The sequence below is a fragment of the Centipeda flueggei ATCC 43531 genome (assembly GCF_000160695.1).
Classification (GTDB): Bacteria; Bacillota; Negativicutes; order Selenomonadales; family Selenomonadaceae; genus Centipeda; species Centipeda flueggei.
In genome coordinates, this window is record NZ_GG694007.1 from 293123 (window position 1) to 317890 (window position 24768).

25 protein-coding genes are annotated in these 24768 nt (G+C 58.4%); all 25 read left to right on the plus strand.

Translation table 11 applies throughout. The annotated features are described in order from the left end of the window. Window positions 1–16: 16 nt before the first annotated feature. The 25 genes from dnaN to HMPREF0908_RS07050 all read left to right on the plus strand — a co-directional run bounded on the left by dnaN (window position 17) and on the right by HMPREF0908_RS07050 (window position 24641). A complete protein-coding gene (dnaN, locus tag HMPREF0908_RS06935; protein WP_006690761.1) occupies window positions 17–1159 on the plus strand; it encodes a DNA polymerase III subunit beta in 1143 nt (380 codons plus the stop codon). Between the two features lie 4 nt (window positions 1160–1163). Next, complete coding sequence (locus HMPREF0908_RS06940; RefSeq protein ID WP_006690762.1) at window positions 1164–1397, plus strand: RNA-binding S4 domain-containing protein; 234 nt, start codon at window positions 1164–1166, stop codon at window positions 1395–1397. Beyond that, window positions 1379–2512, plus strand: coding sequence for a DNA replication/repair protein RecF (gene recF, locus HMPREF0908_RS06945; protein WP_006690763.1), 1134 nt, complete (start codon window positions 1379–1381; stop codon window positions 2510–2512). The genes HMPREF0908_RS06940 and recF overlap by 19 nt, the downstream gene beginning before the upstream one ends. A 56-nt stretch (window positions 2513–2568) precedes the next feature. After that, complete coding sequence (locus HMPREF0908_RS06950; protein ID WP_006690764.1) at window positions 2569–3477, plus strand: DciA family protein; 909 nt, start codon at window positions 2569–2571, stop codon at window positions 3475–3477. Between the two features lie 12 nt (window positions 3478–3489). Then, window positions 3490–3831, plus strand: a complete 342-nt coding sequence (locus HMPREF0908_RS06955) for a nucleotidyltransferase family protein (protein WP_006690765.1) — start codon at window positions 3490–3492, stop codon at window positions 3829–3831. Beyond that, the gene (locus tag HMPREF0908_RS10695; RefSeq protein ID WP_071585465.1) at window positions 3776–4195 is read left to right on the plus strand and encodes a HepT-like ribonuclease domain-containing protein; all 420 of its coding nucleotides are present in this window, start codon (window positions 3776–3778) and stop codon (window positions 4193–4195) included. Before HMPREF0908_RS06955 ends, HMPREF0908_RS10695 begins: the two co-directional genes overlap by 56 nt. Then, entirely contained in the window at window positions 4179–6236 is a 2058-nt protein-coding gene (gene gyrB / locus HMPREF0908_RS06960; RefSeq protein WP_006690767.1) for a DNA topoisomerase (ATP-hydrolyzing) subunit B, read from the plus strand. The genes HMPREF0908_RS10695 and gyrB overlap by 17 nt, the downstream gene beginning before the upstream one ends. Window positions 6237–6629: 393 nt before the next feature. Beyond that, window positions 6630–7322 carry a DUF6882 domain-containing protein gene (locus HMPREF0908_RS06965; RefSeq protein WP_006690768.1) on the plus strand — a complete coding sequence of 231 codons (693 nt, stop codon included), beginning with the start codon at window positions 6630–6632 and terminating at the stop codon, window positions 7320–7322. Window positions 7323–7517: 195 nt separating this feature from the next. Further along, complete coding sequence (locus HMPREF0908_RS06970; protein ID WP_040572569.1) at window positions 7518–8300, plus strand: protein-ADP-ribose hydrolase; 783 nt, start codon at window positions 7518–7520, stop codon at window positions 8298–8300. Next, window positions 8297–9187 carry an SIR2 family NAD-dependent protein deacylase gene (locus tag HMPREF0908_RS06975; protein WP_006690771.1) on the plus strand — a complete coding sequence of 297 codons (891 nt, stop codon included), beginning with the start codon at window positions 8297–8299 and terminating at the stop codon, window positions 9185–9187. The genes HMPREF0908_RS06970 and HMPREF0908_RS06975 overlap by 4 nt, the downstream gene beginning before the upstream one ends. A 228-nt stretch (window positions 9188–9415) precedes the next feature. After that, window positions 9416–11137 carry a hypothetical protein gene (locus HMPREF0908_RS06980; protein ID WP_006690772.1) on the plus strand — a complete coding sequence of 574 codons (1722 nt, stop codon included), beginning with the start codon at window positions 9416–9418 and terminating at the stop codon, window positions 11135–11137. Between the two features lie 9 nt (window positions 11138–11146). Continuing rightward, the gene (locus tag HMPREF0908_RS06985; RefSeq protein WP_006690773.1) at window positions 11147–11413 is read left to right on the plus strand and encodes a hypothetical protein; all 267 of its coding nucleotides are present in this window, start codon (window positions 11147–11149) and stop codon (window positions 11411–11413) included. Continuing rightward, a complete protein-coding gene (locus HMPREF0908_RS06990) occupies window positions 11365–11859 on the plus strand; it encodes a hypothetical protein (RefSeq protein ID WP_245522930.1) in 495 nt (164 codons plus the stop codon). The genes HMPREF0908_RS06985 and HMPREF0908_RS06990 overlap by 49 nt, the downstream gene beginning before the upstream one ends. 60 nt (window positions 11860–11919) lie before the next feature. Next, entirely contained in the window at window positions 11920–13491 is a 1572-nt protein-coding gene (locus HMPREF0908_RS06995; RefSeq protein ID WP_006690775.1) for an AAA family ATPase, read from the plus strand. A gap of 18 nt (window positions 13492–13509) precedes the next feature. After that, window positions 13510–14001, plus strand: coding sequence for a hypothetical protein (locus HMPREF0908_RS07000; RefSeq protein WP_040572571.1), 492 nt, complete (start codon window positions 13510–13512; stop codon window positions 13999–14001). 351 nt (window positions 14002–14352) lie between these two features. Beyond that, window positions 14353–15099 (plus strand): glucosamine-6-phosphate deaminase, encoded by a 747-nt coding sequence (gene nagB, locus HMPREF0908_RS07005; protein WP_040572572.1) that lies wholly within the window; start codon window positions 14353–14355, stop codon window positions 15097–15099. Continuing rightward, window positions 15096–16244, plus strand: coding sequence for an N-acetylglucosamine-6-phosphate deacetylase (nagA, locus tag HMPREF0908_RS07010; protein ID WP_006690779.1), 1149 nt, complete (start codon window positions 15096–15098; stop codon window positions 16242–16244). The genes nagB and nagA overlap by 4 nt, the downstream gene beginning before the upstream one ends. A gap of 63 nt (window positions 16245–16307) precedes the next feature. Continuing rightward, a complete protein-coding gene (locus HMPREF0908_RS07015; protein WP_006690780.1) occupies window positions 16308–16979 on the plus strand; it encodes an N-acetylmannosamine-6-phosphate 2-epimerase in 672 nt (223 codons plus the stop codon). A gap of 79 nt (window positions 16980–17058) precedes the next feature. Further along, window positions 17059–17934 (plus strand): N-acetylneuraminate lyase, encoded by an 876-nt coding sequence (locus HMPREF0908_RS07020; protein WP_006690781.1) that lies wholly within the window; start codon window positions 17059–17061, stop codon window positions 17932–17934. A 101-nt stretch (window positions 17935–18035) separates the two neighbouring features. Then, window positions 18036–19583: a sodium:solute symporter family protein gene (locus tag HMPREF0908_RS07025; protein WP_006690782.1), complete on the plus strand. Its 1548-nt coding sequence runs from the start codon at window positions 18036–18038 to the stop codon at window positions 19581–19583. A 60-nt stretch (window positions 19584–19643) separates the two neighbouring features. Further along, window positions 19644–20093: a NanQ anomerase/TabA/YiaL family protein gene (locus tag HMPREF0908_RS07030; RefSeq protein ID WP_006690783.1), complete on the plus strand. Its 450-nt coding sequence runs from the start codon at window positions 19644–19646 to the stop codon at window positions 20091–20093. An 18-nt stretch (window positions 20094–20111) separates the two neighbouring features. Beyond that, window positions 20112–20999 (plus strand): ROK family protein, encoded by an 888-nt coding sequence (locus HMPREF0908_RS07035; RefSeq protein WP_006690784.1) that lies wholly within the window; start codon window positions 20112–20114, stop codon window positions 20997–20999. A gap of 109 nt (window positions 21000–21108) precedes the next feature. Then, entirely contained in the window at window positions 21109–22056 is a 948-nt protein-coding gene (locus HMPREF0908_RS07040) for a cyclically-permuted mutarotase family protein (protein WP_006690785.1), read from the plus strand. Window positions 22057–22072: 16 nt separating this feature from the next. Further along, entirely contained in the window at window positions 22073–23698 is a 1626-nt protein-coding gene (locus tag HMPREF0908_RS07045) for an FAD-binding protein (protein ID WP_006690786.1), read from the plus strand. A 100-nt stretch (window positions 23699–23798) separates the two neighbouring features. Beyond that, entirely contained in the window at window positions 23799–24641 is an 843-nt protein-coding gene (locus HMPREF0908_RS07050; RefSeq protein ID WP_006690787.1) for a MurR/RpiR family transcriptional regulator, read from the plus strand. Window positions 24642–24768 lie beyond the last annotated feature (127 nt).

The window sequence follows — 24768 nt, forward strand, 5'->3', positions numbered from 1 at the left end:
CGCGAAAGGAATACGTATGAACATCACCCTGTCGAAAAACGAACTCATCTCAGCACTGCAGATCGTCAGCAAGGGACTTTCGACCAAACCGCAGACACCAATTCTCTCGGGCGTCTACATGAGCGCGAAAGAAGGACAGCTCGAACTGCAGTCCACAAACTATGAACTGGGCTTCATCGTCACGATTCCCGCGGAGATCCGCAGCACCGGGACAGCCGTGCTTCCCGGAAAGTATCTCACGGAATTTGCACGCAAGCTGCCCGCCGAGGAAGTCTCGATCAACACGGAGAGCTCCGACGGACTCGCTGAGATCTGCTCCGGTACGGCACGATTCACTCTTCGTACCATGGAGGTAACAGATTTTCCTGTACTTCATCGTATTGACGGAACACTGCATTTTACAATCAAAGACAACGTTCTTGCACGCCTTGTCAAAAAATCTGCCTTTGCCTGTCTCAAAGAGGAACAGCGTGACCGCCGTCCGATCTTCACAGGATGTCAGCTTGAGGTCGATGGACATAAGGTCACTTTCGCCGCAACGAACGTGCATCGCCTTGCGGTCAAGAGCGAATCGCTCGAAACTGAAGCAGGGCAGATCTGCATCATCATTCCGGCACGCTTTTTAGAAGAAGTGACACGGACAATGACCAGTGATGTGCCATCTGATGTCAATATATCGTGCACTTATAATCAAATTAGTATCTCATTTGACAACATCTATATGACATCGCGTCTGATCGAAGGAACATTCCCCGACTATCGCCGTGTCATTCCGCAGGACGCGAATATCCGCACGAAGGTGACGCTTGATGTCGCGACATTTTCGGCTGCTGTCGAGCGTGCCTCGCTTATTGCACGTACCGATCAGTACAACATCGTCAAACTCAGCTTTGCGGATGGAACGATGCGCATCTCCTCAAATAGTCCTGAGATCGGTGAGGCGGAAGAGACGATTGCAGCACAGGTTGAGGGCGATGACGTGACAATTGCATTCAACGCATCCTATTTGATGGATGCGATGAAGTCCCTCGACAGCGATACGTGCATTCTCTCTCTGCAGGGGTCGAACGAACAGGGGGTCAATCTCTCGCCGATCACGATCCGTGAGGAGGCAGATCCGAACTATATCTATGTGGTAACGCCTGTGAGGACGCACTGACGTGATGGACATCGAAATTCAGACGGACATGATTCAGCTGGATCAGTTTCTGAAACTCGCAGGAGCAGTTTCGAGCGGCGGCGAGGTCAGGGCACTCCTTACGGAGGGCATGATCCTGCGCAACAACGTGCCGGAGACAGCACGGCGCAGGAAGCTCGTTCCTGGTGATGTCATTACGATTAACAGCAGTGATGCGTACCGTGTCGTGCGTGTGCAGCAATGCAGATCACAGAGCTGACGCTGCGCAGCTATCGCAGTTATGAGACGCTGCACCTCGCGTTTGACCCGGGGGTGCAGATCTTCCTCGGGGCGAATGCGCAGGGCAAGACGAATATCATCGAGGCGCTCTACTACGCCGCCTTCGGGCGCTCCCATCGCACCTCCAGCGATGCGGAGCTCATTCGCGTGGGGGCAGATGGAGCGCATATCGCCCTCTCCTTCCGGCGGCATGATGTGCCGGGAGCACTTTCCTTTACGTTTGCACGCGGGGCGCGGAGGCGCATCGAGTACGCGGGAGAAAGTCTCCGTCAGCGCGATCTCGTTGGTATTCTGCCGATGGTGCTCTTTTCTCCTGAAGATCTCTTTCTCGTCAAGGGAGCGCCTGCGCTCCGCCGCCGCTATCTCGATGCGGAGCTCTCGCAGGCAAGTCCCGCCTACTATGGGGAGCTTCTGCGCTATACGCGCATCTTGAAACAGCGCAACGCGGTGCTGAAGGATATCCGTGAGCGGCTTGCCGCACCGGACGATCTCCTCCCCTGGGATGCACAGCTTGCAAAGAGTGCCGCCTACATTGTGACGCGGCGCACATCGGCAGTTGCGCAGCTCGGTGCGCTCTCTGCACGCGTGCAGTCGGTGCTTGCGGCCGGTGAGGAGCTGACGCTCGTCTATGACATCGCAGGCGCTGCGCCGGAAAGCGGCGCGAAAGACGACATGACAGAGCAGCTTTATCTATGGTATAATAAGATGCTACGCGAGGGGCGTGCGCGTGATATTGCACGCGCGGCGACGGGCGTCGGCCCGCATCTCGATGATCTCGTGCTCCGTGTCGGCGGGATGAACCTCCGAAGTTTTGGTTCGCAGGGGCAGCAGCGTACGGGCGCACTCGCGCTGAAACTCGCGGAGCTCTTTTACCTGCAGGAGAACGTTGGCGAGGCACCGATCCTCCTCCTCGACGATGTGATGAGTGAGCTCGACGCCGACCGCCGCCGCGCCCTTCTCGACTTCATCCGCCATGAGAACATCCAGACCTTCATCACTGCGACCGATGCGGCGTATTTCCCCGCAGAGCGCATGGGAACGTATCGGTACGTGGAGGCGGGGAAGGTGCGGGATGAGGAATCACGAATAGAATAGACTCTTGGATTGGCGTAGATTTTCCGCTGATGTATTGAAAAAGAGGAGGGACAGACGTGCGTACGACACTTGGCACAGCGGATGCGGGCGACGATGTGCGCGCCGCGATTCATCGCCTCGGCCCCTCCTTTGAGCGCGACTACATTACCCATACGACCATTTCTCATTGGGCGGACATCATGGGGGAGATGGTCGCACGTCGCGTGCGTGCCGTTGCAGTAAAGGACAAGAAGCTCTTTCTCTATGCGCCCGATGCCGTCTGGAAGAACGAGATGCGCATGAGTGCGCCCGAGATCGTCCAGCGCGTCAACAACTACGCAGGCGGGCGTATGGTGACGGAAATTGCCTTTGCACGCACGATGCGCCCCATCATGGAGACAGCAGACAATGCCGCGGCGGAGACGCCTGCTGCCTATCGGCGTGCGCTCGCACAGACGGGGCTGACGGATGCAGAGATTGCGCACGGGGCGGCACTCGCCTCTGCTGCATCGGACAGCGACCTGCGCACGCATATTGAGCGCGCGTATCTGACGACGCGCAAGGCGCGGCACCTCAAGGAGGCACGAGGGCTCACCCCCTGTCCCGTCTGCGGACGGTTCGTCAGCGGTGCCTGCATGGACTGCCGCCGCAGCGAGGAGCGCGGCCTGCGGCGCGAGGTACGTGCCATCCTGCGGCGTGAGCCGTGGGCAAAGCTCGCGGACATCACGCGGTGGATCCCATCGGCGGATGCACTCATGGTCGGCAGTGAGCGTGCCGACCTCATCCGCAGCATTGCGGGACGCACGGAGTACACGGCACAGGACAGCGAGAATGCGCGCCTCCTCACCATGCTGCACCGCGGCCTGCCGCCCGAGCAGGTCACACCGAAGAAGATACAGAGCACCTTCTGGGAACTGCGCAACGAGCTCATCACCACGCGTGAGTTCTGGGAAGAGATGAAGCAGCGCAGGGCGAAGAAATCGTAGGGGGTGACACCCATGATTCTCAGTATTGATGAAATCCGTGATAAAATCCGCCCCATCTGCGAGAAATACAAAATTGAAAAGGTATGGCTCTTCGGCTCGTATGCACGCGGTGAGGCGCGTGAGGACAGCGATGTGGACGTCTACGCCGAGTCGAGTAATCATGTGAGTTTGTTGGATTTGATTGCATTTCGCATGGATCTAGAGGATGCTGTTGCAAAGGATGTAGATATGATTACGCGCATTCCGAATGAGTATCCGATTTTTGCAAAATATGTGGAAAGAGACAAGGTGTTGCTCTATGATGCTCAGTCCGAAGGACGCACAGATTCTGCAAATTATCGTTCAGTATTGTGAGGATATCGACGAGGCACAGGAACGTTTTGGCAAAACACGGGATGATTTTATAAAGGATCGTCTCTTTCGGCATGCCTGCTCTATGGCATTACAGACGATAGGGGAAGCGTCGCGGAGTTTCTCCGACGCATTTATTACAGAACATCAAGAAGTCGCGTGGAAACTCATCAAAGGGATGCGAAATTTTTTTGCACATTCCTACCATATCTCGATTGATATGGATAAAGTATGGATGATGGTTCATCGAGATATTCCTTTGCTTAAGGCATATTGTGTTAATATACTAAAAGAAAATCACTGTGATGTATTTCGTATAGCACCGATGATCGACCCCCAAGGAGGACATAATGGCAAAGAAAAATAACCCAAATGAAACGACGGACGAGCAGGCGGAGATCCGTCCGCTGACCCCCGAGGAGGCAAAGGAAGCCGCCGAGATGGCAGACGCCCCCGATCTCACGGGCATCGCGATCTCGGAAGAGGAGATGGGCGATGAAGTGACCGCCGTCGACGCGGACTATGGCGCGGGGCAGATCCAGGTGCTGGAGGGCCTAGAGGCGGTACGCAAACGTCCCGGTATGTATATCGGCTCAACCTCCGAGCGCGGCCTGCATCATCTCGTCTATGAGGTCGTCGACAACTCCATCGACGAGGCGCTCGCGGGCTACTGCGACACGGTCGGCGTCACGATACACAAGGACAACAGCATCACCGTCACGGACAACGGACGCGGCATCCCCGTCGATATGCACGAGAGCGGCATGCCCGCTGTCGAGGTCGTTCTGACCGTCCTCCATGCGGGCGGCAAATTCGGCGGCGACGGCTACAAGGTCTCGGGGGGACTCCACGGCGTCGGCGTCTCCGTCGTCAACGCCCTCTCCACGGAGATGGACGTCGAGGTGCGCCGCGACGGGAAAATCTTTGCGATCTCCTTTTCGCGCGGTGTCACCACGACGAAGCTGCACGAGATCGGCACATCTGATACAACGGGCACGCGCGTCCACTTCGTCCCCGACCCCGAGATCTTCACCGTCACGACCTACAGCTTTGACACGCTGAAACATCGCCTGCGCGAGCTCGCCTTCCTCAACCACGGCATCACGATCACGCTCACCGACGAGCGCGGCGCCGAAGTGCGCAGCGAGACCTTCCACTTCGACGGCGGCATCCGCTCCTTCGTCTCCCACCTCAACCGCAAAAAGGAAACGATCAACGAGGAGCCGATCTACTTCAACGGCGTGAAGGACGATACTGTCGTCGAGATCGCGATGCAGTACAACGACAGCTATCAGGAAAATATCTACAGCTTTGTCAATAACATCAACACCGAGGAGGGCGGCACGCATCTCGCTGGCTTTAAGATCGCCCTCACGCGCGCGGCGAACGATTTTGCGCGCCGGCTGAACGTGCTGAAGGAAAAGGACGGCAACCTCTCGGGCGAGGACGTGCGCGAGGGACTGACCGCCGTCATCAGCCTCAAGGTGCGCGAGCCGCAGTTCGAGGGGCAGACCAAGACGAAACTCGGCAACTCCGAGGTGCGCGGCATCGTGGACTCCATCGTCACCGAGGGGCTCACGGAGTACTTCGAGGAGAACCCCGCCGTCACGAAAAAGGTGCTCGACAAGGCACTCATGGCGTCGCGCGCCCGCGAGGCGGCACGCAAGGCACGTGAGCTGACGCGCCGCAAGAACGCGCTTGAGGTCTCCAGCCTCCCCGGCAAGCTCGCAGACTGCTCCGTCAAGGATCCCGACCAGTGCGAGATCTACATCGTCGAGGGCGACTCGGCAGGCGGCTCGGCAAAGCAGGGACGCGACCGCCGATTCCAAGCGATCCTCCCGCTGCGCGGCAAAATCCTCAATGTGGAAAAGGCACGCCTCGACAAAATCTTTGCCAATGCCGAGATCCGCACGATGATCACGGCGTTCGGCACGGGCATCGGCGAGGAGTTTGACCTTGCGAAGCGCCGCTACAGCAAGATCATCATCATGACCGATGCAGACGTCGACGGCGCGCACATCCGCACGCTGCTCCTCACGTTCTTCTACCGCTACATGAAGCCGCTCGTCGACCACGGGCACGTCTACATCGCGCAGCCGCCGCTTTATCAGATCCGCAAGGACAAGAAGCATTTCTACACCTACTCCGACGATGAGCAGGCGAAAAAGCTCGACGAGCTCGGACGCGACGGCGTGACCATCCAGCGCTACAAGGGACTCGGCGAGATGAACCCCGAGCAACTCTGGGAGACCACCATGAACCCCGAGGGGCGCACCATGCTGCAGGTCGGCGCAGAGGATGCCGAGGCGGCAGACGAGCTCTTCACCATCCTCATGGGCGACAAGGTCGAGCCGCGCCGCCAGTTCATCGAGGAGAATGCAAAACTCGTACGAAATCTGGATATTTGATTTAGAAATTGAGATAGAAAAATCCCCTTGACGCCATGTGTGTCAAGGGGATTCTGTTGTCATACGTATGTTCCTGTGCTATACTAAATGTAAACACTGTCGAAAGGGCGGTCGAATCTTGCCCCCGGAAAGGGGGCGATTGGTATGGGAACCTACGAATTCTTGACGTTTCTCGTTGTGTTTGCCATATTGATCATATCGGTGAAACGATAAAAGAGAAAACCCCGCCTTGCGTCTACCAAACCCTGGCGGGGAAATCTCGCTCATTATGGGGGCGACCGCTAGGCAGTGCCCTTTTGTATCTCTATTCTATCATCTGCACATAACGCCGTCAAGGATTTCCATGCGTTGTATTCTTTTGGCGTATTTTATGATCTATATGGAGGAACAACGATGAAGCAATTTCTCGATCAACTCGCTGTGCCGCATGGGGACTGGACGGCGCTTTTCTCTGCCTGCCTCGGCAAGATGATGTGCGTTCAGCAAGCCTGTGCCGAGTACGTGGTGAAAAACGAGGACTGGAACATCGACCTTGGGCGTGGCGTTATATTCTTCGGCATGCGGGAGTATCCGATTCAGTTCATTGGAAGTGAGTCCAAGTCAAGCGGCACATGGCTATGGGGATGGGAAAACATCAATCACTTCCCCGACGAGATTATCCGGCTTGCCAACGAGACAAAGGCATGCGGCGAGGAATGGCATCTGGAGGCCCTGACAGCAGCAGAGTTCGATCTGAACGATATCTATAACGGTCACAACCTCTCCATCGTCACCTGCGGACTGGCGGACGGATACGCCTACTATCGCTGCCCACATAACGGCGGCGCATTCTTCGTCGGCCTGTCGGATGTGCCGGATGCGGTCTTTGATCCCGTTGATTTTTCGCGCTTTATTTCGACGGTGTCACAGTGCATCCAGCAGTTCGATGTGGATCACCGCCTCCTGGTTGAGGGATTCCTGCGCTGGAATCAGACGCCGTACGAGTGGCACGGGTCACGCATCACGGCACATTTTACGCAGGATCTCATCATCGCCTTTGAGGATGTGGATGGCTCACAGCGCATCTCCGCCATGCGGAGTGTTTGACTTCGATCAGAAATCCCCTTGATGCAGCATGGCATCAGGGGGATTTATTTATGCCGTATACGTGTTTCTGTGATCGTGTAGTTTTCTCAAAAGAAGATATTGTATCTATTGAAATTATATTTTTTCTGTGGTATTTCTAGTATAATCAATGAAATTATAAATGCTCTCTCTTTTCTGCAAAAGGAAGTGATCGCTGTGTCTTTATCCATCATTCAAAAAATGAACGAAATGCTCCTCACTGAGATGCCGGAGTATCGTGCGAAGGCGGCGGAGGTCGGTGTGTCGGGAGAGCAGCAGCGGCGGCTTCTGCGTGCTCTGATGAATGTGCGTCCGCCGCGTCCGCTTTCGGGAGACTTTCTGGCGCTGCAGGATCAGCTGCTCTCAGCGGAGTGCGAGGCACGCGGCGTGGTGGATGTGACGACGCTCCCATCCGCCGCCTCTGATGCGCGTATTGCCCTCTGGCAGGGCGACATTACGCGGCTCAATGCGGATGCCATCGTAAATGCGGCGAATTCTGCTCTGCTCGGCTGTTTTATCCCCTGTCACCGCTGCATCGACAATGCGATTCACTCGGCGGCGGGGCTGCAGCTGCGCGCGGCATGCGCTGCGCTGATGGAGGAGCAGGGACATCCAGAGGAGACGGGAACTGCGCAGATCACGGAGGGGTACAATCTCTCTTCGCGGCACGTCATCCATACGGTCGGACCGATCGTCAGCGGTGCTCTGACAGATCGTCATCGGGCGCAGCTCGCCTCCTGCTATCGTTCCTGTCTCTCCCTTGCCGCGGAGCATGGTCTCAGGAGCATTGCGTTCTGCTGCATCTCGACGGGGGAGTTTCACTTTCCCCGTGCAGCAGCGGCGGAGATCGCCGTGCGTGAGGTGCGGGATTTCCTCACGCGTGATACGTCCATAGAACGTGTCGTTTTCAACGTGTTCAAGGACGAGGACCGGCACATCTACGAAAGGCTTTTGTCATGACGGAATCCATCACACGCATCACCGATGCGCTCCGCGCGGCGGACTGCGTGCTCATCGGCGCGGGTGCAGGACTCAGCACCTCAGCGGGCTATGACTATGCGGGTACGCGGTTTATGACGTATTTCGCAGATTTTCACGAGCGATTCGGTATGACGGACATCTACAGCGGGGGCTTTTATCCCTTTCCGTCACGCGAGATTTTCTGGGCGTGGTGGAGCAGGAGCATCTACGTCAACCGCTATGCGCCGATACCGGAGAGCGATGTCTATCCGAATCTCCTCCATCTGGTTCGTGAAAAGGATTATTTTGTCCTGACGACGAATGTCGATCATGCCTTTCAGCGGACGGGGTTCGATAAAAAGCGTCTCTTTTACACGCAGGGGGATTATGGTCTCTTTCAGAGCAGTCAGCCGGCGGGGGGTACGGCGCATCGCACCTATGACAACGAGGATGCCGTACGTGCGATGCTCACGGCGCAGGGATTCACGTTCGCTGCCGACGGGGCGCTCATCGTCTCCGCGCCGAATGCGCTGCGGATGGAGATCCCGACGGAGCTCATTCCCCGCTGTCCCGATGATGGTGCGGAGATGACGACGAATCTGCGTGCAGACTCCTCCTTTGTCGAGGATGCGGGATGGCATGCCGCCGCCGCACGCTGTACGGACTATCTTGCGCGGACGGAGGGGCGGCGGACACTCCTCCTGGAGCTCGGCGTGGGGATGAATACGCCCGGCATTATCAAGTATCCGTTCTGGCGCATGACGGCAGAGCGCACGGATGTGACACTCGTGACGGTGAGCTGTGATGCGTATGTGCCGAAGGAGATTCGTGATCGGAGTATTGTGCTTGGCAGAGATATTGGAGCGGTGCTGAGAGAGCTTGTTTGAAGGGCTGTTGCACGAGAATTTTAGCGTCGTGCAGCAGCCGCTTTTTTTGTGTGTCTTGTATTTTGCATGATATCGATTTTCTTGTCCCATGCGTGCGCCTATGCTATACTATTTTCTATATCATCAACGGGATATGCATATTCCATAATACAATAACTTATAATATGAAATTACACATAATAAAATAAAATAAATTATAAATAATAACACAAAATATGGGGAGAGAAGATGAGCGATACCATTTACATCGAGCCGGATCTGTCGTATCTGGAGGATCGCCTGGATGCGCTCGGCGACTTTGTCGGTGCGGCGCAGTCGGAGATCCATGCCGTCGGGCGAAGTGTCGATGATCTGCGTGGGGACGTAGAGACGCTGACGCAGGATTTTCATACCTATGCGGCAAAACAGGAGCTGACGAACCGCATCCAGCTCGCGGAGATCCGTCTGGTGAAGCTGCGGCAGGAGATCGAGCACCGATTCGGCCACTATGCGGAGATCCGCCGCATGGCGCGCGGCATTCTGGAGGCAAATGATCTCGCGGTCGTGCGGCAGGATACGCTGCGTGCGGCGGCAGAGGAGCTCATGCTTCGTGCGCCCGGCTATTGGCTGGCACCGGCACTCGTTGCGCTCGCGGCGTGGATCAGCGACGAGGAGGAGGTCGCAAACCGCGCATGCGCGGAGGCACTGCACCGCGATGATGAGCGAACGTCACTCTTTTTTGCACTGGTCTGCCGCCGTTTCGGCCGGAAAGAGACGAGCCTGCACTGGCTGCAGCGCTACTTTGCCGGACTGGATGGGGGGGCGCTTGACCGCAAGGCGGGCATCGTCATCGATGCCTACGTGTCGGGGCTCCTCGGACGCGATGCAGACGGGCTCATCCGCCGCCGGATCGACGGCTGGATCGATCGGTTCAGCAGGGTATATAGTTTTGCCGATGCACAGGAAAAACGCTGGTATGAGGCGATGAAGGCAATGTGTCCGGATCCGCCCGCAGAGGGCAGTTTTCCCTATCTGAGAGTGCACACCGACAGATCGGTGTCGGAGGCGCTGGAGCGTACGCTCTCGTGTGCGCGTCTCTATGAGAAACTCAGCACACATTTTCAGCAGATCGTCGCGCAGACGGCGCCGCCCCGCACGCTGAAACAGCAGCTGGACAGCATCCTGGAGCGTCTGGCCGCCGACTTTGATGCGGCGGAAAAGCCGCTGCACATGGAGTCGATCCTTGAGAAGCTGGTCATCCATGAGGGCGGCAGGGAGGATCGTGCGCGCAGAATTTTAGCGGAGAAGGTAAAGGCCTTTGACGAGCGGCGCGACTTCATGCAGCTCCTGTCGGATGCGGCGATGCACCCGCAGGAGATGCAGGCGAGCCCCGCGCTGCAGAAAATGGCGCTTGCCCTTGGGCGTGATTCGATTCTTTCCGCCTTTCGCGATATTGTCGCGGAGAATCGCGCCGCCATCCCGCAGACCATCAAATTTAGGATTCTTGCATTTGATAACGAGACGGAAGACGGATCCAATGAGGAAAAACTGCTGCGGTTATTTGTCACGTGGAACGATCTTAAGCGCATGATCCGCATGCGCCCCTATGAGCTGTCCTCACAGGAAAAACTCTTTCGATGGATATGGCTCCTCCCCGTGCTGCTCGGTCTCTACGGCGGGGAGGTATACTGGACGGCGCTCGGCATCGCCGCCGGCGCGGTGATCTTTAACGCGTACATCAAGGCGAAGAAACGCATGGACAGCATCCATACGAGCATTACGGAGGAGTATCAGAAACAGGAGGAGGAGGGCAAGCAGATGCTCCGCGGGGTGATCGCGGAGATCGTGGACTACCGCACGGAGATCGCGCGGCTCGATGCGGAGAGCGAGAAGGTCATTGACTTCCTGCAGGGACTGAACCCGGCGCAGTTCATAGGAAGCGCGGACGGCAGCCGCCGTGTGCGGGTGTGAGGTGGTATCATGAGCAAGAGAAATGTTTTCCCGTCATTTGCGGAGGAAGTGCGTCAGAAACAGCTTGCCGCGAGGCATGCGGAGATGGATGCCTTCGCCGCTGTACCTGCGGCATCAGACAAGGCAGAGGATGGAGTCACGCATGGTGCGGCGGCGCAGATGAAACGCCTTTCCTCTGCTGCGGCGGACAGGGCAAAGGATGAGGTGCTTGCGGCGGGACTGCCCGCGTGGAACCTGGAGCCGCCGTCTACCCCGGTGCGCAGGAGGCGGCAGTGAATACGCCGCCCATGACGTATGCGGCATGGGTGACGGTACTGGATCGTCTTGCCGCGGGGATGGAGGATGAGGCCGTGCTGCATGAGATGCGTGCGGGTTCACTCGCATGGCAGAGCGGCGTTGCCGAGCGGTTTACACAGCGGTTCTCCGATGCGGTGAATGTGCGCATCAACCGTGCGTCGGATCATTTTTCCCGAGCGATGGGACATGCGTCGGATGTATCCGCGACGATCGGTGCGCTGCTTTCTCTGCGGCGGACGCTCCGCTTTCTCCGCGATGTTGTCGATATCCCCGCCCTCCCTGCGGAGACGCGCGGGAGTTTTATCGCGCTCGTGCAGGACGCGGCAGACCGTATGCAGGAGAGTCTGGAGGACTCGGCGCAGCGTGACCGCAGCGGGCGGATGGCGAGCATCGTGCGCGGACATCGCGTGAATATGCTCCGCTGAAATGCTTGCGGGGAGGACACAGTCTGTAATAGAATCCGATATGATGATACGGAGGTTTTGATGAGCGCACGAAATGAATGCAAAGAGCTCCTTGCGCGCTATGCGACGGCGCGCATTCCCTTTATCGCGCTTCATACCGTGGAGCGTGCGCGGGCACTGCATCTGCTGAAGGAGACAGCGGAGGAGATCGCCCAGCCCTTTTACATCCATACGCTCTCCAAGGGGGTCTATGACCTCACGACGGAAAAGGTGCTGTGCGACGATAAATCCGTCTATGGCGCAATCGACTTTATGGGCGAACAGATGAAACACCGCGCCAATCTCACGCTCGTTCTTACGGAGATCCCCGACCTTTCGTCGGACACGAGCGACGCGCGTCAGCTGCTCGACCTTGTGACGCTTGCGAACGAGACGGGCGGGCAGATCATTGTCCTCACGGCGTCTGCCGTCTGGAACCGCCTGCAGCGGCTCGGTCTGACACTGTCCCTGCCCCTCCCGGACGAGGAGGAGATGGAACAGATCGTGCGCGGCTACATCGACGACTATCGGCGTGAGATCGCGGTGGAATGGGACGCGGCGGACATCCGCGAGGCGGCGTCCATCCTCAGCGGCGTCACGGCGATTGAAGCGGAGAATGTCATGGCGGCACTCGTGGCGAAGCGTTCCATCCGCAAGGAGGATATGGACGAGGTGCGCACGGCAAAGGATCGCCTTTTCTCCGACATCTCGGGACTGGAGAAGATCACGGTCGATGCGGGGGCGTGCGATGTCGGCGGCCTTGCGGGGCTGACGGAGTGGCTCGGGGAAAAGCGTCTCCTCTTTACCGCTGAAAAGCGCAGTATCCTGCGGGAAAAGGGACTCAAGTCGCCGCGCGGCATCCTCCTCGTCGGCGTGCCGGGCTGCGGCAAATCGCTCTCCGCAAAGGCGATTGCGGCGCAGTGGAAGCTGCCGCTCTACCGTCTCGACTTTGCGACAGTGCAGGGCAGCTACGTCGGGCAGACCGAGCAGCAGCTGAAGGATGCGCTCACGACGGCGGAGAACGTCGCGCCGTGCATTCTCTGGATTGATGAGATCGAAAAGGGGCTTTCGGGGGCGGGCAGTACGAATGACGGCGGCGTCTCCACGCGCATGGTCGGGCAGTTCCTTTTCTGGCTGCAGGAATGCCGCAAGCAGGTCTTTGTCGTGGCGACGGCGAACGATGTGTCGATGCTGCCGTCGGAGCTTCTGCGGCGCGGGCGTTTCGATGAGCTTTTCTTCGTCGATCTGCCGACGGCGGAGGAGCGTCATGACATCCTGCAGCTCTATATGCGCAAGTATCTCGGACTGGATTTCGCGGGGGCGTTTGCCGATACGCTCGTCGCCATGACGGACGGCTTTACGGGGGCGGATCTTGAGTCCACCGTGCGTGATCTCGCCTATCGCGTCATCGCGAATCCCGCCTTTCGTCTGACGGAGGAAAATCTGCGCGCGGCGTTCGGCAACGTTGTCCCGCTCTCTGCCACGGCACCGGAGAAGATCGCCGCCATCCGCGACTGGGGCCGCGAACGCGCCGTCCCAGCGAGCGGACGTCCCATCGGTGCAGCAGATCTGCCGCCCTCTGCCGAGAAGCGCACACGCCGTGTGTTGGTATAATAGATAAGGAGTTTTGTCATGCCGCGCCCCATGCTGCATCGTTCCTCCGCAACGGAGACCCATACGAATCCGCTCAGCCTCATGTCAGCACCGAAAGCAAAGGAGATGACCGAAGAACAGAAGACCGAGATATATCATCTGCTGAAAAAGCAGCGCTCCAAGGCATATATGGATGCGATTCATCAGCTGGATGCGGGCGGACATGTGATGAATGCCGCCGCGTGCGAGGCAATCCGCGCCGCCGTCGCCGCAGAGTTCCAGGCGCCGGGCGAGATCAGCATACTCCCCATCGGTATCGTCGCAAAATGCTGTCTCGGCGGTACATATGAGGTGCATACGTTCAGCATGTCGGGCGGGATCATCGAGCACTATCAGAAGGGAGAGCCATTGCCGGACGGCATGGAGCGCGCCCGTGCCCTCGCGATGCACGGCGCCTACGCGTTCATCGAGGTCTATTCCGACATACTCCGTGTGATCGGGAAGGACGGAAGCGTCGCCGTTGTGCGGTGAATCTATCTGTATTTCCCTGAATATGTATCTTTTCGCCGAGGGATTGCCAAGCGGCGGAAAGGAGATAAAAGAAGGACGATGGTATGAGGATGCAGCCCTCGCACGATCGTCCTTCTTTTATTGCCGTTTTTGTTAAGGAAGCACGGATAAATTCGGCACGACCATCTTAGGGAAGTACGGATCAACTCAGCATGGCCGATTGCAATTCTTTTTTTAAAAACGAAATATATTTTCTTTTATCGCTGAGAAAAAATAAAATTCAATTATTTTATGAAAAATAATTGAATTTTGTCTAAGATTATGTTATATTGTAGTAGATTTCAGACGAGTTTTATCGAAAGGAGAATTGCGTTGCGTATTATTTATACCGACACCTATCAGAATATGAGCAAGGAGGCGGCAAAGATCCTTGCGGGGCAGCTCTGGGTCAAACCGGACTCGGTTTTGGGGCTTGCCACAGGCAGCACGCCGGTCGAGCTCTATCAGAATCTGGTTTGGCTGCATGAGGCCGTGGGGCTGGATTTCTCCGAGGCAACGTCGTTCAACCTGGACGAGTATGTCGGCCTGCCTGAGGACGATCCGCAGAGCTATCACCGCTTTATGCACGAAAATCTCTTTGACCATGTGAATATAAGGAAGGATCACATCTTCTTCCCAAACGGCATGGCAAAGGATGCAGACGCCGAGGCGGCGCGCTACGAGGCGGCGATTGCGGCGGCGGGCGGCATCGATATGCAGCTCCTCGGGATCGGGCGCAACGCGCACATCGGCTTCAATGAGCCGGGCGAGGCGTTCGCACGGACGACGCACAAGGTGGTGCTCAAGAAGAGCACCATCGAGGCAAATTCACGCTTCTTCTCCTCTCCTGATGAGGTGCCGCGTGAGGCGATGAGCATGGGCATCGGCACGATCTTTCATGCACGCCATATCGTCCTTATGGCAAGCGGCGCAGAGAAGGCAGAGGCGGTGCGCGATGCGGTATGCGGAACGATTACACCGCGCGTTCCCGCCTCCATCCTCCAGCTGCATCCGCAGGTCACACTCATCGTTGACCGTGAGGCGGGCGCGCTGCTGCGGGAATCGAGTGATACGAAATGAGAGCCATCCAAAACGGCGTTCTCATCCTGCCGAACGCGGACGGACATTTTACCGCGCAGGAGGGTCTTGTCCTCTGCTATGATGAACGCATCACGAACATCCTGCCGGCGGCAGAGTTTCATGCGGCAGATGCCGAAATGGTGATTGATGCGGCAGGTGCGTATGTTGCTCCCGGATTTCTGAACGTCCACATTCACGGATGTGACGGCGCGGATACAATGGATGAGGACGCAGATGCCCTCCGCCGCATCGCCGCATTTCAGGCGCGGACGGGTGTCACCTCCCTCCTGCCGACCACGATGACTTGTGCCTTTGATGCCGTAGAGCGCGCACTTGTGCGTATCCGCCGCGCGATGAACGCCGATGGCACGGGGGCGCGCGTCCTCGGTGCACACATGGAGGGCCCCTTCATCAGTCCCGCGAAGAAGGGAGCACAGGACGAACAGTACATTCTGCCGCCCGCATTCGCGAAGATCGCGCCCTATGCGGATGTCATCAAGATCATCACGATCGCGCCCGAGATGCTGACAGAGGAGGACTTTATTGCGCAGTGCCGCACGCACGGCATCATCGTCTCGCTTGGCCATACGGCGGCGGACTATGAGACCGCACGCGCAGCAATCACGGATGGTGCGGCACACATAACGCATCTCTGCAACGCCATGACGGGGCTGAATCACCGCTGTCCCGGCGTTCTCGGCGCGGCGCTCGACAGCGATGCGAACTGTGAGCTGATCGTCGATAACGTCCACGTCCACCCTGCCATGCAGCGCATCATCTACGCGGCGAAGCGCGGTGCGCACATCATCCCCATCACGGACTCCCTGCGTGCCTGCGGGCTCGGCGACGGCGTCTCGGAACTCGGCGGGCAGAAGGTATTCGTCAAGGGGACGCTTGCGACACTCGCAGACGGCACCATCGCGGGCAGTGTGCTCTGCCTGAATCACGGACTTTCGATTTTTCGTGAGAACACGGGCGCATCCATCCCCGCTGTCGTGGAGACGGCGACGCGCACCCCGGCCGAGGAGCTCGGTGTCTATGATCGTCTCGGCTCGCTCACGGTCGGAAAATACGCCGATATTGCGATCTTCGATGAGCAGTTCCGGATACACCGCACAGTGATTGGCGGGCAGGATTGTTTTTGAAGAATAAATATATAACAATTACTAAAAATAGAAATAAATTCAAATAAATTGGAGGCTATTTCAATGAATTTCTTTGACAAGGTCAAGGGAAAGCTCATTATTTCCTGTCAGGCACTCGCGGACGAACCGCTCTGCAGTCCGTTCATCATGGGGCGCATGGCACGTGCGGCAAAGGAGGGCGGCGCCGTCGGCATTCGCGCACAGAGTGTGGCGGACATCGATGAGATCCGTGCCGTCACCCAGCTGCCCGTGATCGGTCTTATCAAGCAGACCTATGCGGACTCGGAGATCTATATCACGGCGACCATGCGCGAGGCGGAGGCATTGATCGGGACGGGCTGCGAGATGATCGCCCTCGATATGACGAATCGTGAGCGCCCGCAGGGGACGGATGTGCGTGATCTCATTGCACGCATCCATGCGGCGCATCGCCTCGTGCTCGCCGATATTTCGACCTATGAGGAGGGCATGAAGGCAGCGGAGCTCGGCGCGGATGCCGTCTCGACCACGATGTCGGGCTATACGCCGTACAGCCCGCAGATCGCGGGGCCGGACTTCGCGCTGATGCGCCGCCTTGCAAAGGATGCGCCCGTGCCTGTCTTTGCGGAGGGGCGCATCAATACGCCGGAGGAACTGGTGGAGGCGATGCAGACGGGCGTCTTCGGCGCGATCGTCGGCTCCGCCATTACACGTCCCCAGCTGATTGCACGGCGCTTTACCGAGGCGATTGCATAAATAGAGATGCGCAGTATCCCGCAAGTGATACTGCGCGGTGAGGCTATTCTTTCTATTTCATCCAAAAGGAGAAATTATTATGAGAGATCTTAAGGGACTTTATTCCGCACTGCTCTGCTCGTTCCACGAGGACGGCACGATCAACGAGAAGGGACTGCGCCAGATCATCCGCCACAACATCGACCACAACAAGATGGACGGGCTCTATGTCGGCGGCAGTACGGGCGAGAACTTCATGCTCTCGACGGAGGAGAAAAAGCGCATCTTTGAGATCGCGAAGGACGAGGCAAAGGACGATGTCACCCTCATCGCGCAGGTTGGTTCGATCAACCTCAAGGAGTCCATCGAGCTTGCGAAGTTCGCGACGGATCTCGGCTATGATGCGCTCAGCGCAGTCACGCCGTTCTACTACAAGTTCAGCTTTGATGAGGTACGCCACTACTACGAGAGCATCATCTCAGATGTGGACAACCGCATGATCATCTACTTCATCCCGTTCCTCACAGGAGTCAACATCAGCATTCCGCAGTTTGAAAAACTGTTCGCGAACAAGAAGATCGTCGGCGTCAAGTTCACGCAGGGCGACTTCTACCTCCTGGAGCGCATGCGCAAGGCGTTCCCGGACAAGCTCATCTTTGCCGGATTCGATGAGATGCTCCTCCCCGCGACGGTACTCGGCATCGACGGTGCAATCGGCTCGACCTACAATGTCAACGCGGCGCGCGCCCGTCAGATCTATGAGCTCACCCGTGCAAACAAGATCAGCGAAGCACTCGAGGTACAGCACATTACGAACGATCTCATCACGGATATCCTCGATAACGGTCTCTACGGAACGATCAAGCTGCTTCTCGCGGAGCAGGGCATCGAGGCAGGCTGCTGCCGTGAGCCGATGAAGCCGTACACGCCGGAGATGCGTGCACGCGCCAAGGAGATCTACAAGAAGTATTTCTGAGAAGATTGGTATCGTGTGCAGCCGCATCCAAAGCCTTCCCCGCACGTCGGGGGAGGGGCGCGCTGCTTCCCCCATTCACATCACAATAGGAGGAGATTTTCATGCATGAGGGATTTACCTGGATTGATACGGCAGTCCTCATCATCTACCTGCTCGGCGTCCTCCTGGCAGGTCTCTACTATTCAAAAAAGGAAATGAAGGGCAAGGAGTTCTTCAAGGGCGACGGCACCATCCCCTGGTACGTTACCTGTGTCTCCATCTTCGCGACGCTGCTCAGCCCGATTTCCTTCCTTGCCATCCCGGGCAACTCGTATCACGGCTCGTGGATCTTCTGGTGGGCGCAGCTCGGTATGCTGTTCGCCATCCCGCTGACGATCCGCTACTTCCTGCCGATCTACAGCCGTCTGGAGATCGATACGGCGTATCACTACCTCCAGAAGCGTTTTGAGAGCGGCAAACTCCGTATCCTCGGCGCGCTCATGTTCATCGTCTTTCAGCTCGGACGCATGTCCATCATCATGTATCTGCCGTCCGTTGCACTCGCGGAAGTTACGGGGATCGATGTCAACCTGCTGATCGTCGTCATGGGGGTCATCGCCATCATTTATTCCTACTCCGGCGGACTCAAGGCGGTGCTCTACACCGACTTTATCCAAGGAACGGTTTTGATTGTCGGCATCGCCCTCTCGCTCGTCGTCATGATCGGCAGCATCCACGGCGGCTGGGGAACGGTCTGGGATACACTCACCACAGGGCATAAGTTCCTACTCGAAAACGAGGTCTGGTTCAGCCCCGATATCGTATCAAGCAGCGTCTTTATTACCTTTATCGGCGGCGGTCTCGTCACGTTCGCATCCTATGTATCCAGTCAGGACATCGTCCAGCGGTTCACCACGACGACCGACATGAACCAGCTGCGCAAGATGACACTCGGCAATGGAGTCATTTCCATCTTTGCTGCGACGGTGTTCTTCCTCGTCGGTACCGCACTCTTCGTGTTCTATCAGCAGAACCCCGGCCTTCTCATGACCGACCGGCGCGATCTCGTGCTGGCGGCGTACATCACATACGAGCTGCCCACGGGTCTGACGGGCATCCTGCTGGCCGCGCTCTTTGCCGCCGCGCAGTCCACGCTCTCCACGGGCATCAACTCCGTGGCGACAAGCTGGGTGCTCGATATCCAGTCCGTGCTTCATCCTGAGATGCCGATGAAAAAGCAGACGCGCATCGCGCAGTTCATCTCGCTCGGCATCGGTATCCTCTCCATCGTAGTTGCCATCATCATGGCAGGCAGCGACATCCGCTCGGCGTATCAGTGGTTCAACAGCTTCATCGGGCTTGCACTCGGTGCACTCGCAGGCGTCTTCGTTCTCGGTGCATTCAGCCGCCATGCCAATGCGGCAGGTGCTGTCGCAGGCTTCCTCGTATCGACGGCAGTGGTCATCTACCTGAAGTACTTCGTCCCCTCCGTTTCGTTCTGGTCGTATACCCTCATCACCATCGCTCTCACGCTTGGGGTCGGTACGATCGTCAGCCGCCTCACAGCACCCGGCTATACGGCACCTGCGGGTACGACGGTCTATGATACGCGCGGCGCGTCCCGCTGCGATGGGCAGGAGGATGCGGCAGTGTGTCACGTACATAAATAATTCGTTGCTATTCATTACGCCCGGCGCAGCTGCGTCGGGCATTTGTCAAAGGAGAGTTTTATGATCTACGGCAGCATCCATCATGAAGATACCTATTCCTTCCTCCCGCCGCGCATTCGGCAGGCACTTGACTTTGCACGGACGCATGACCTCGGTGCGCTCCCCACAGGGCGCTGCGAGATCGCGGGCGACGATGTCTATGTCAACATTGCGCACTATACGACGGGGGAGCGCAGCGAAAAGATCTGGGAGGCGCATCGTGCCTACATCGACATCCACGTTCTCGCCGAGGGCACGGAGAAGATCGATGTCAGCCTGATCGAGCGGATGGAGACACATCCCTACGAGGCGGACAAGGACTATGTGCCGGCAGACGGCGCCGTCACGCAGACCACCGTCATGCGCCCCGGGGATTTCCTTGTCTGCTTCCCCGAGGATGTGCATCGTTCGGGGGTGAAAGTGGATGCACCGGCGCCGCTGAAAAAGGGCATCTTTAAGGTTCGTGTATGATCATGGGAGGGAGAGACCGTGTATCTCTGTATTGATATCGGCGGTACGGCGATCAAATACGGCGTGACCGATGCGGCGGGGACATTTGCTGCGCATGGTTCCATGCCCACCGAGGCACAGGAACACGGCGGCCCCGGCATCGTGCGCAAGGTCAACGCACTCGTCCGGACGGCACAGGAGAAGCACGCACTGCGCGGCGTCGCGATCTCCACGGCGGGCATGGTCGATCCTGCCGCAGGGTCGATTCTCTATGCCCTTGAGGCATCGATCCCACGGTATCAGGGGGTCAACTGGAAAGCCGTCATGCGCGAGAACTTTGACCTCCCTGCCGCTGTCGAGAACGACGTCAACTGCGCCGCGCTCGGCGAGCTGTGGAAGGGGGCAGGACGCGGCGCGTCCTCATTCTTTGCCATGACCGTCGGCACGAGCATCGGCGGCTGTCTCGTCATGGACGGGCGCGTTGTGCACGGTGCCGCAGGGAGTGCGGGGGAGATCGCCTATATGCGCGTTCCGGGCGGAAGACTCCATGAGCGCTGCTCGGCAGCGGGGCTCGTCTCAGCCGTCTGCCGCGCAAAGGGGCTTCCTGACGGCAGCCTTGACGGACATGACGTGTTTGACTTTCTTGCCAAAGGGGATCCTGCGGCGCAGGAGGAGGTGGCACTGCTCATCGAATCCCTTGCGGATGCCGTCACGAACGTTGTCTGCGTTGTGAATCCGGAGCGCATCGTGCTCGGCGGCGGCATCATGGCGCAGGAGGCCGTGCTGCGCCCGCGCGTGGAGGATGCCCTCCGTACACGGCTTTCTCCGCCCGTCTATGCGGCGACAGAGCTCTCCTTTGCTGCAACGGGAAATGATGCGGGCATGCTCGGGGCGCTCTACCACTTCCTTCAGGAACAGGGAGTATAGATCCAATCAGTGCTTCCTATATAACATGCCCTCAAAAAGCGGGAACAATCAAGCTTCTTTCGGGGGCACTTTCGGGGGCAGACGACCGGCACACAAAGGAGAAAACAATATGAAACTCTCATGGCATCGCACTGCGATCGCGGCACTCATTGCACTTGCACCGCTTACGGCTGCGGCCGCACCCGCCGAAGTCGGCACACCTCCGATCGCGTGGCAGTCGGTCGGCACACTCTCCCCCGCCGCAGGATACGCGGAGAACATCGGCGTTGCGGGTCTCGTACAAGGGACGTTCGGCGACTGCATCATCGTCGGCGGCGGCGCGAACTTCCCCGCGGGCGGGCCGCTCACGGGCAGGGCAAAGGTGACCTATCCCGACGTCTACGTCCTGCGTGCTACGACAGCAGGGCTCACCGAGACGGATCACGCGCAGATGCCGTACCCCGTCGGCTACGGCGTATCTGTGACGACACCGGACGGCGTGCTCTACTTCGGCGGCAGTACGGACGAGACGGGGGCGCGTGCCGTGACACGGTTCACTGCGCCGAACGGCAAGCTCCGCACAGAGACGCGGCCCGCGCTGCCCTTTGCCCTGCAGAACGGTGTCGCCGCCTATGACAAGGGCACAGTGTACCTCGGCGGCGGCAAGCAGGACGGCACACTCAGCAAGAAGTTCTACACCTACGATGTCAAGACAGGGATGCTGTCATCTCTCCCCGACTTCCCCGGCGAGCCACGCGAGCAGTCCGTTGCGGAGTTCCTCGGCGGGCGGCTCTATGTATTCAGCGGCGGCGCGAACGTAGCGTACACGGACGGCTATGCCTACGATCCGAAGACACGCGCATGGACAGAGATCAAGGGGCCGAACGTGGACGGCACGCCCGTCTCGCTTCTCGGTGTGCGTTCTGTGCGGCTCAATGCGGATGAGATGCTGGTCGTCGGCGGCTTTAACCACGAGATCTACAACTGGGCCGTATCGAATCTAAGCACCCTGCAAGGCGAGGAAAAATACGCCGAACCGCGGAGGCGTGTCGTCCCTCTGACCGAGCACCTGTCCTGATGAGGAGAAAGACCACATGATTGTTTCATCCCAAGACCACTGTGACGTGCTGGTGATCGGCGCGGGCATCGCCGGGATCTGTGCGGCGATTGCGGCGGCAAAAGAGGGCTGCGCCGTCGTGCTCACGAGCAGTACGGAGATCTTTTCCGGCTCCAGCTTTTTCCCGGGGACATGGGGACTGGGGCTGATCGGTCCTGTGGACGCGGCGGACGAGGACGACCTTGCCGCAAGCATTGCGCGGGTCGGAGCGGGGATGACGACACCCGCGCTCGTCAAAACCTTCGTACACAAGATCAATCCCTCGATCAACGCGCTGAAAGCATGCGGCATCCGGCTACGGACCGCAGAAAAATCCGATGAAAAAGAGTTTATCCCCTGTTTTGACCACAAGCGGCGAAATTGGAATGGTCTGGAAGCCGCCCGTATGCGTGCCGTCTTCCAAAAGGAGCTGTCGGAATACGGGGTGCGGCGCTGCCCCCATCATGAGGCATTGGAACTCGTTCAGCGCAGCGGACGCGTGTGCGGCGCAGTGTTCGCGGCGAAGAACCGCCTCCTCGCCATTCGCAGCAAGGCGGTCGTCCTCGCCACGGGCGGCTACAGCGGGCTGTTTCAGAACTGCCTCACGACCGCCGATGTCACAGGGACGGGGCACGCCTTGGCACTGCGGGCAGGGGCGCGGCTCATCAACATGGAGTTCATGCAGATGATGCCCGGCTTCCTCTCCCCTGCGCCAAAGACCGTATTCAATGAAAAGACCTTTCGTTTTGCCACCTTCCGCGACGCGGACGGAAACGACATCTTGGCGCATCTGCCGAACCGCGCCGCACTGCTGGCGCAGCGATCCACGCACGGGCCGTTTACCGCTGCGGGCGCGGATCGCGCGGTCGACTTCGCCATTGCGCGCGCGGAGAAAAGCGGCGGGGCGTATGTGAGCTATTCGGACGAGATGAAGCAAAATCCGCCCGAGTTTATCGCGACCTATTTCGACTGGCTGCACGAGAAAAAGGGGCTGACCCCGAACGATCCCGTGCGAATTGGGATGTACGCCCATGCAGCGAACGGCGGCATCGTGATCGACAGCGATGCCGCAACGGATGTCCCCGGCCTTTATGCCTGCGGCGAAGTGACCGGCGGGATGCACGGGGCGGATCGGATCGGCGGGCTGTCCAGTGCAAACGGGCTTGTATTCGGAGAGATCGCGGGCAAATCCGCCGCCACAGAGGCGCGCGGCACAATGGCTGCGGACGATGAGCTCCTCCTGCACGCGCACAGCATTCCCGATGCACACGCCATACGCAGCCGTCTCCACAGCGTAATGACAGAGAACGCCATGATCGCACGCAGCGCGGAGGGGCTGACGCGGGCAATCCGCTTCTGCACGGACGCACGGGAGGAAATGGAGCGTAATGCCCCCGCGACAGCTGCAGCGGATGCCGCCGCAGCCCTCCGCCTGTCCGCCCAGCTGCGGACGGCGACGGCAGTTCTGACAGCAGCTCTGCTGCGACGGGAAAGCAGGGGCGCACACTACCGCACGGATCACCCCGACACACTGAAATCGGAGGAAAAGAGGATCATCGTTACCGAAACGAACGGCGCGATCACGGCGCGGCACGAAAGTTCCGAAGAACGCACGCATGAATAATATGAGGGTCTACAGGAAAAACGCCGCTCTGCGTGGACGGCGTTTTCTTTTTCAAAAAAATCTGCTATGATGAAAGGCAAGAATTGCATGAGGTGATCCAATGAAGATACTCAGCCGGCTTGATGATCTGCCGTTTCGCGTCTCGAAGGGCGACCGCAAGATTATCGCCTGCATCCGTGCTCATCTCACGGAAATCCCGCGCATGACCATCCGTGAGATCGCCCATGCGAGCGGCACGGCAGAGGCAACCTGCACGCGCTTCGTGCGGAAGATGGGCTTTGCGGGACTCAGTGATTTCAAGGCGGCACTTGCCGCGGAGGGAGCAGAGCTGGGACGCTATCTCGACCGCGGGAATATCCAAAATGGGGAGACACCGCGTGAGACGGCGCGCAAGCTGCTCTCCGCGAACGTGATCGCCCTCGAAAAGACGCAGGACATCATCGCGGATGAAACGATTGACCGCTGTGCCCGTCTTCTCATCGGCGCACAGCGGATCGCGTTCATCGGACTGGGCTATTCGGGGATCATTGCGCAGGACTCCTGTTTCAAGTTTCTGCGCATTGGCATGAACTGCATCGCGCCGCGCGATAATCACACGATGCGGATGATCGCCGCCATCATGGAGCCGGGCGATGTTATTGTCGCCATTTCGCACTCGGGTGAGACGGCGGACATCCTTGCAACGGTCGATATCGCCCGCGCACGCGGCCTGCGGGTCATCTCCCTGACGGAGCATCATCCCTCGCGGCTGCGCAGCGCCTCCGATGTGAGTCTTACCTACATCGCGGCGGAAACCCCTCTTGAGACGGGCTCCATCGCCTCCAAGACGGCGCAGTTCTTCCTCGTTGATCTTGTCTACACCGAGGTGCTGAAGATCCTTCCGCCAAGTGCCATGGAAAAGCGCATCCGAACAACGGCGGCCGTGCGGGAGACGAAAGAGTAGAAACGGTCCATCGGAGCATAGAAAAGCCCCTCCCCTGCGTATCCTTTGCCGCGGCGGAACCCGCACCGATCATGACGCCGCTGCCAATCCATCGTTTAGGCAAATACGGGTAAAAGGCTATTGTTAT

Bases quoted from the DNA above. Each gene is read 5' to 3' on its own strand.
- HMPREF0908_RS07045 (WP_006690786.1), top strand. From the start codon at position 22,073: ATGATTGTTTCATCCCAAGACCACTGTGACGTGCTGGTGATCGGCGCG.
- HMPREF0908_RS07050 (WP_006690787.1), top strand. From the start codon at position 23,799: ATGAAGATACTCAGCCGGCTTGATGATCTGCCGTTTCGCGTCTCGAAG.
- HMPREF0908_RS06940 (WP_006690762.1), top strand. From the start codon at position 1,164: ATGGACATCGAAATTCAGACGGACATGATTCAGCTGGATCAGTTTCTG.
- gyrB (WP_006690767.1), top strand. From the start codon at position 4,179: ATGGCAAAGAAAAATAACCCAAATGAAACGACGGACGAGCAGGCGGAG.
- HMPREF0908_RS07025 (WP_006690782.1), top strand. From the start codon at position 18,036: ATGCATGAGGGATTTACCTGGATTGATACGGCAGTCCTCATCATCTAC.
- HMPREF0908_RS07040 (WP_006690785.1), top strand. From the start codon at position 21,109: ATGAAACTCTCATGGCATCGCACTGCGATCGCGGCACTCATTGCACTT.
- HMPREF0908_RS07015 (WP_006690780.1), top strand. From the start codon at position 16,308: ATGAATTTCTTTGACAAGGTCAAGGGAAAGCTCATTATTTCCTGTCAG.
- HMPREF0908_RS07020 (WP_006690781.1), top strand. From the start codon at position 17,059: ATGAGAGATCTTAAGGGACTTTATTCCGCACTGCTCTGCTCGTTCCAC.
- recF (WP_006690763.1), top strand. From the start codon at position 1,379: ATGCAGATCACAGAGCTGACGCTGCGCAGCTATCGCAGTTATGAGACG.
- HMPREF0908_RS06995 (WP_006690775.1), top strand. From the start codon at position 11,920: ATGAGCGCACGAAATGAATGCAAAGAGCTCCTTGCGCGCTATGCGACG.
- HMPREF0908_RS07000 (WP_040572571.1), top strand. From the start codon at position 13,510: ATGCCGCGCCCCATGCTGCATCGTTCCTCCGCAACGGAGACCCATACG.
- HMPREF0908_RS06955 (WP_006690765.1), top strand. From the start codon at position 3,490: ATGATTCTCAGTATTGATGAAATCCGTGATAAAATCCGCCCCATCTGC.
- HMPREF0908_RS06975 (WP_006690771.1), top strand. From the start codon at position 8,297: ATGACGGAATCCATCACACGCATCACCGATGCGCTCCGCGCGGCGGAC.
- nagA (WP_006690779.1), top strand. From the start codon at position 15,096: ATGAGAGCCATCCAAAACGGCGTTCTCATCCTGCCGAACGCGGACGGA.
- HMPREF0908_RS07030 (WP_006690783.1), top strand. From the start codon at position 19,644: ATGATCTACGGCAGCATCCATCATGAAGATACCTATTCCTTCCTCCCG.
- HMPREF0908_RS10695 (WP_071585465.1), top strand. From the start codon at position 3,776: ATGATGCTCAGTCCGAAGGACGCACAGATTCTGCAAATTATCGTTCAG.
- HMPREF0908_RS06965 (WP_006690768.1), top strand. From the start codon at position 6,630: ATGAAGCAATTTCTCGATCAACTCGCTGTGCCGCATGGGGACTGGACG.
- dnaN (WP_006690761.1), top strand. From the start codon at position 17: ATGAACATCACCCTGTCGAAAAACGAACTCATCTCAGCACTGCAGATC.
- HMPREF0908_RS06985 (WP_006690773.1), top strand. From the start codon at position 11,147: ATGAGCAAGAGAAATGTTTTCCCGTCATTTGCGGAGGAAGTGCGTCAG.
- HMPREF0908_RS06980 (WP_006690772.1), top strand. From the start codon at position 9,416: ATGAGCGATACCATTTACATCGAGCCGGATCTGTCGTATCTGGAGGAT.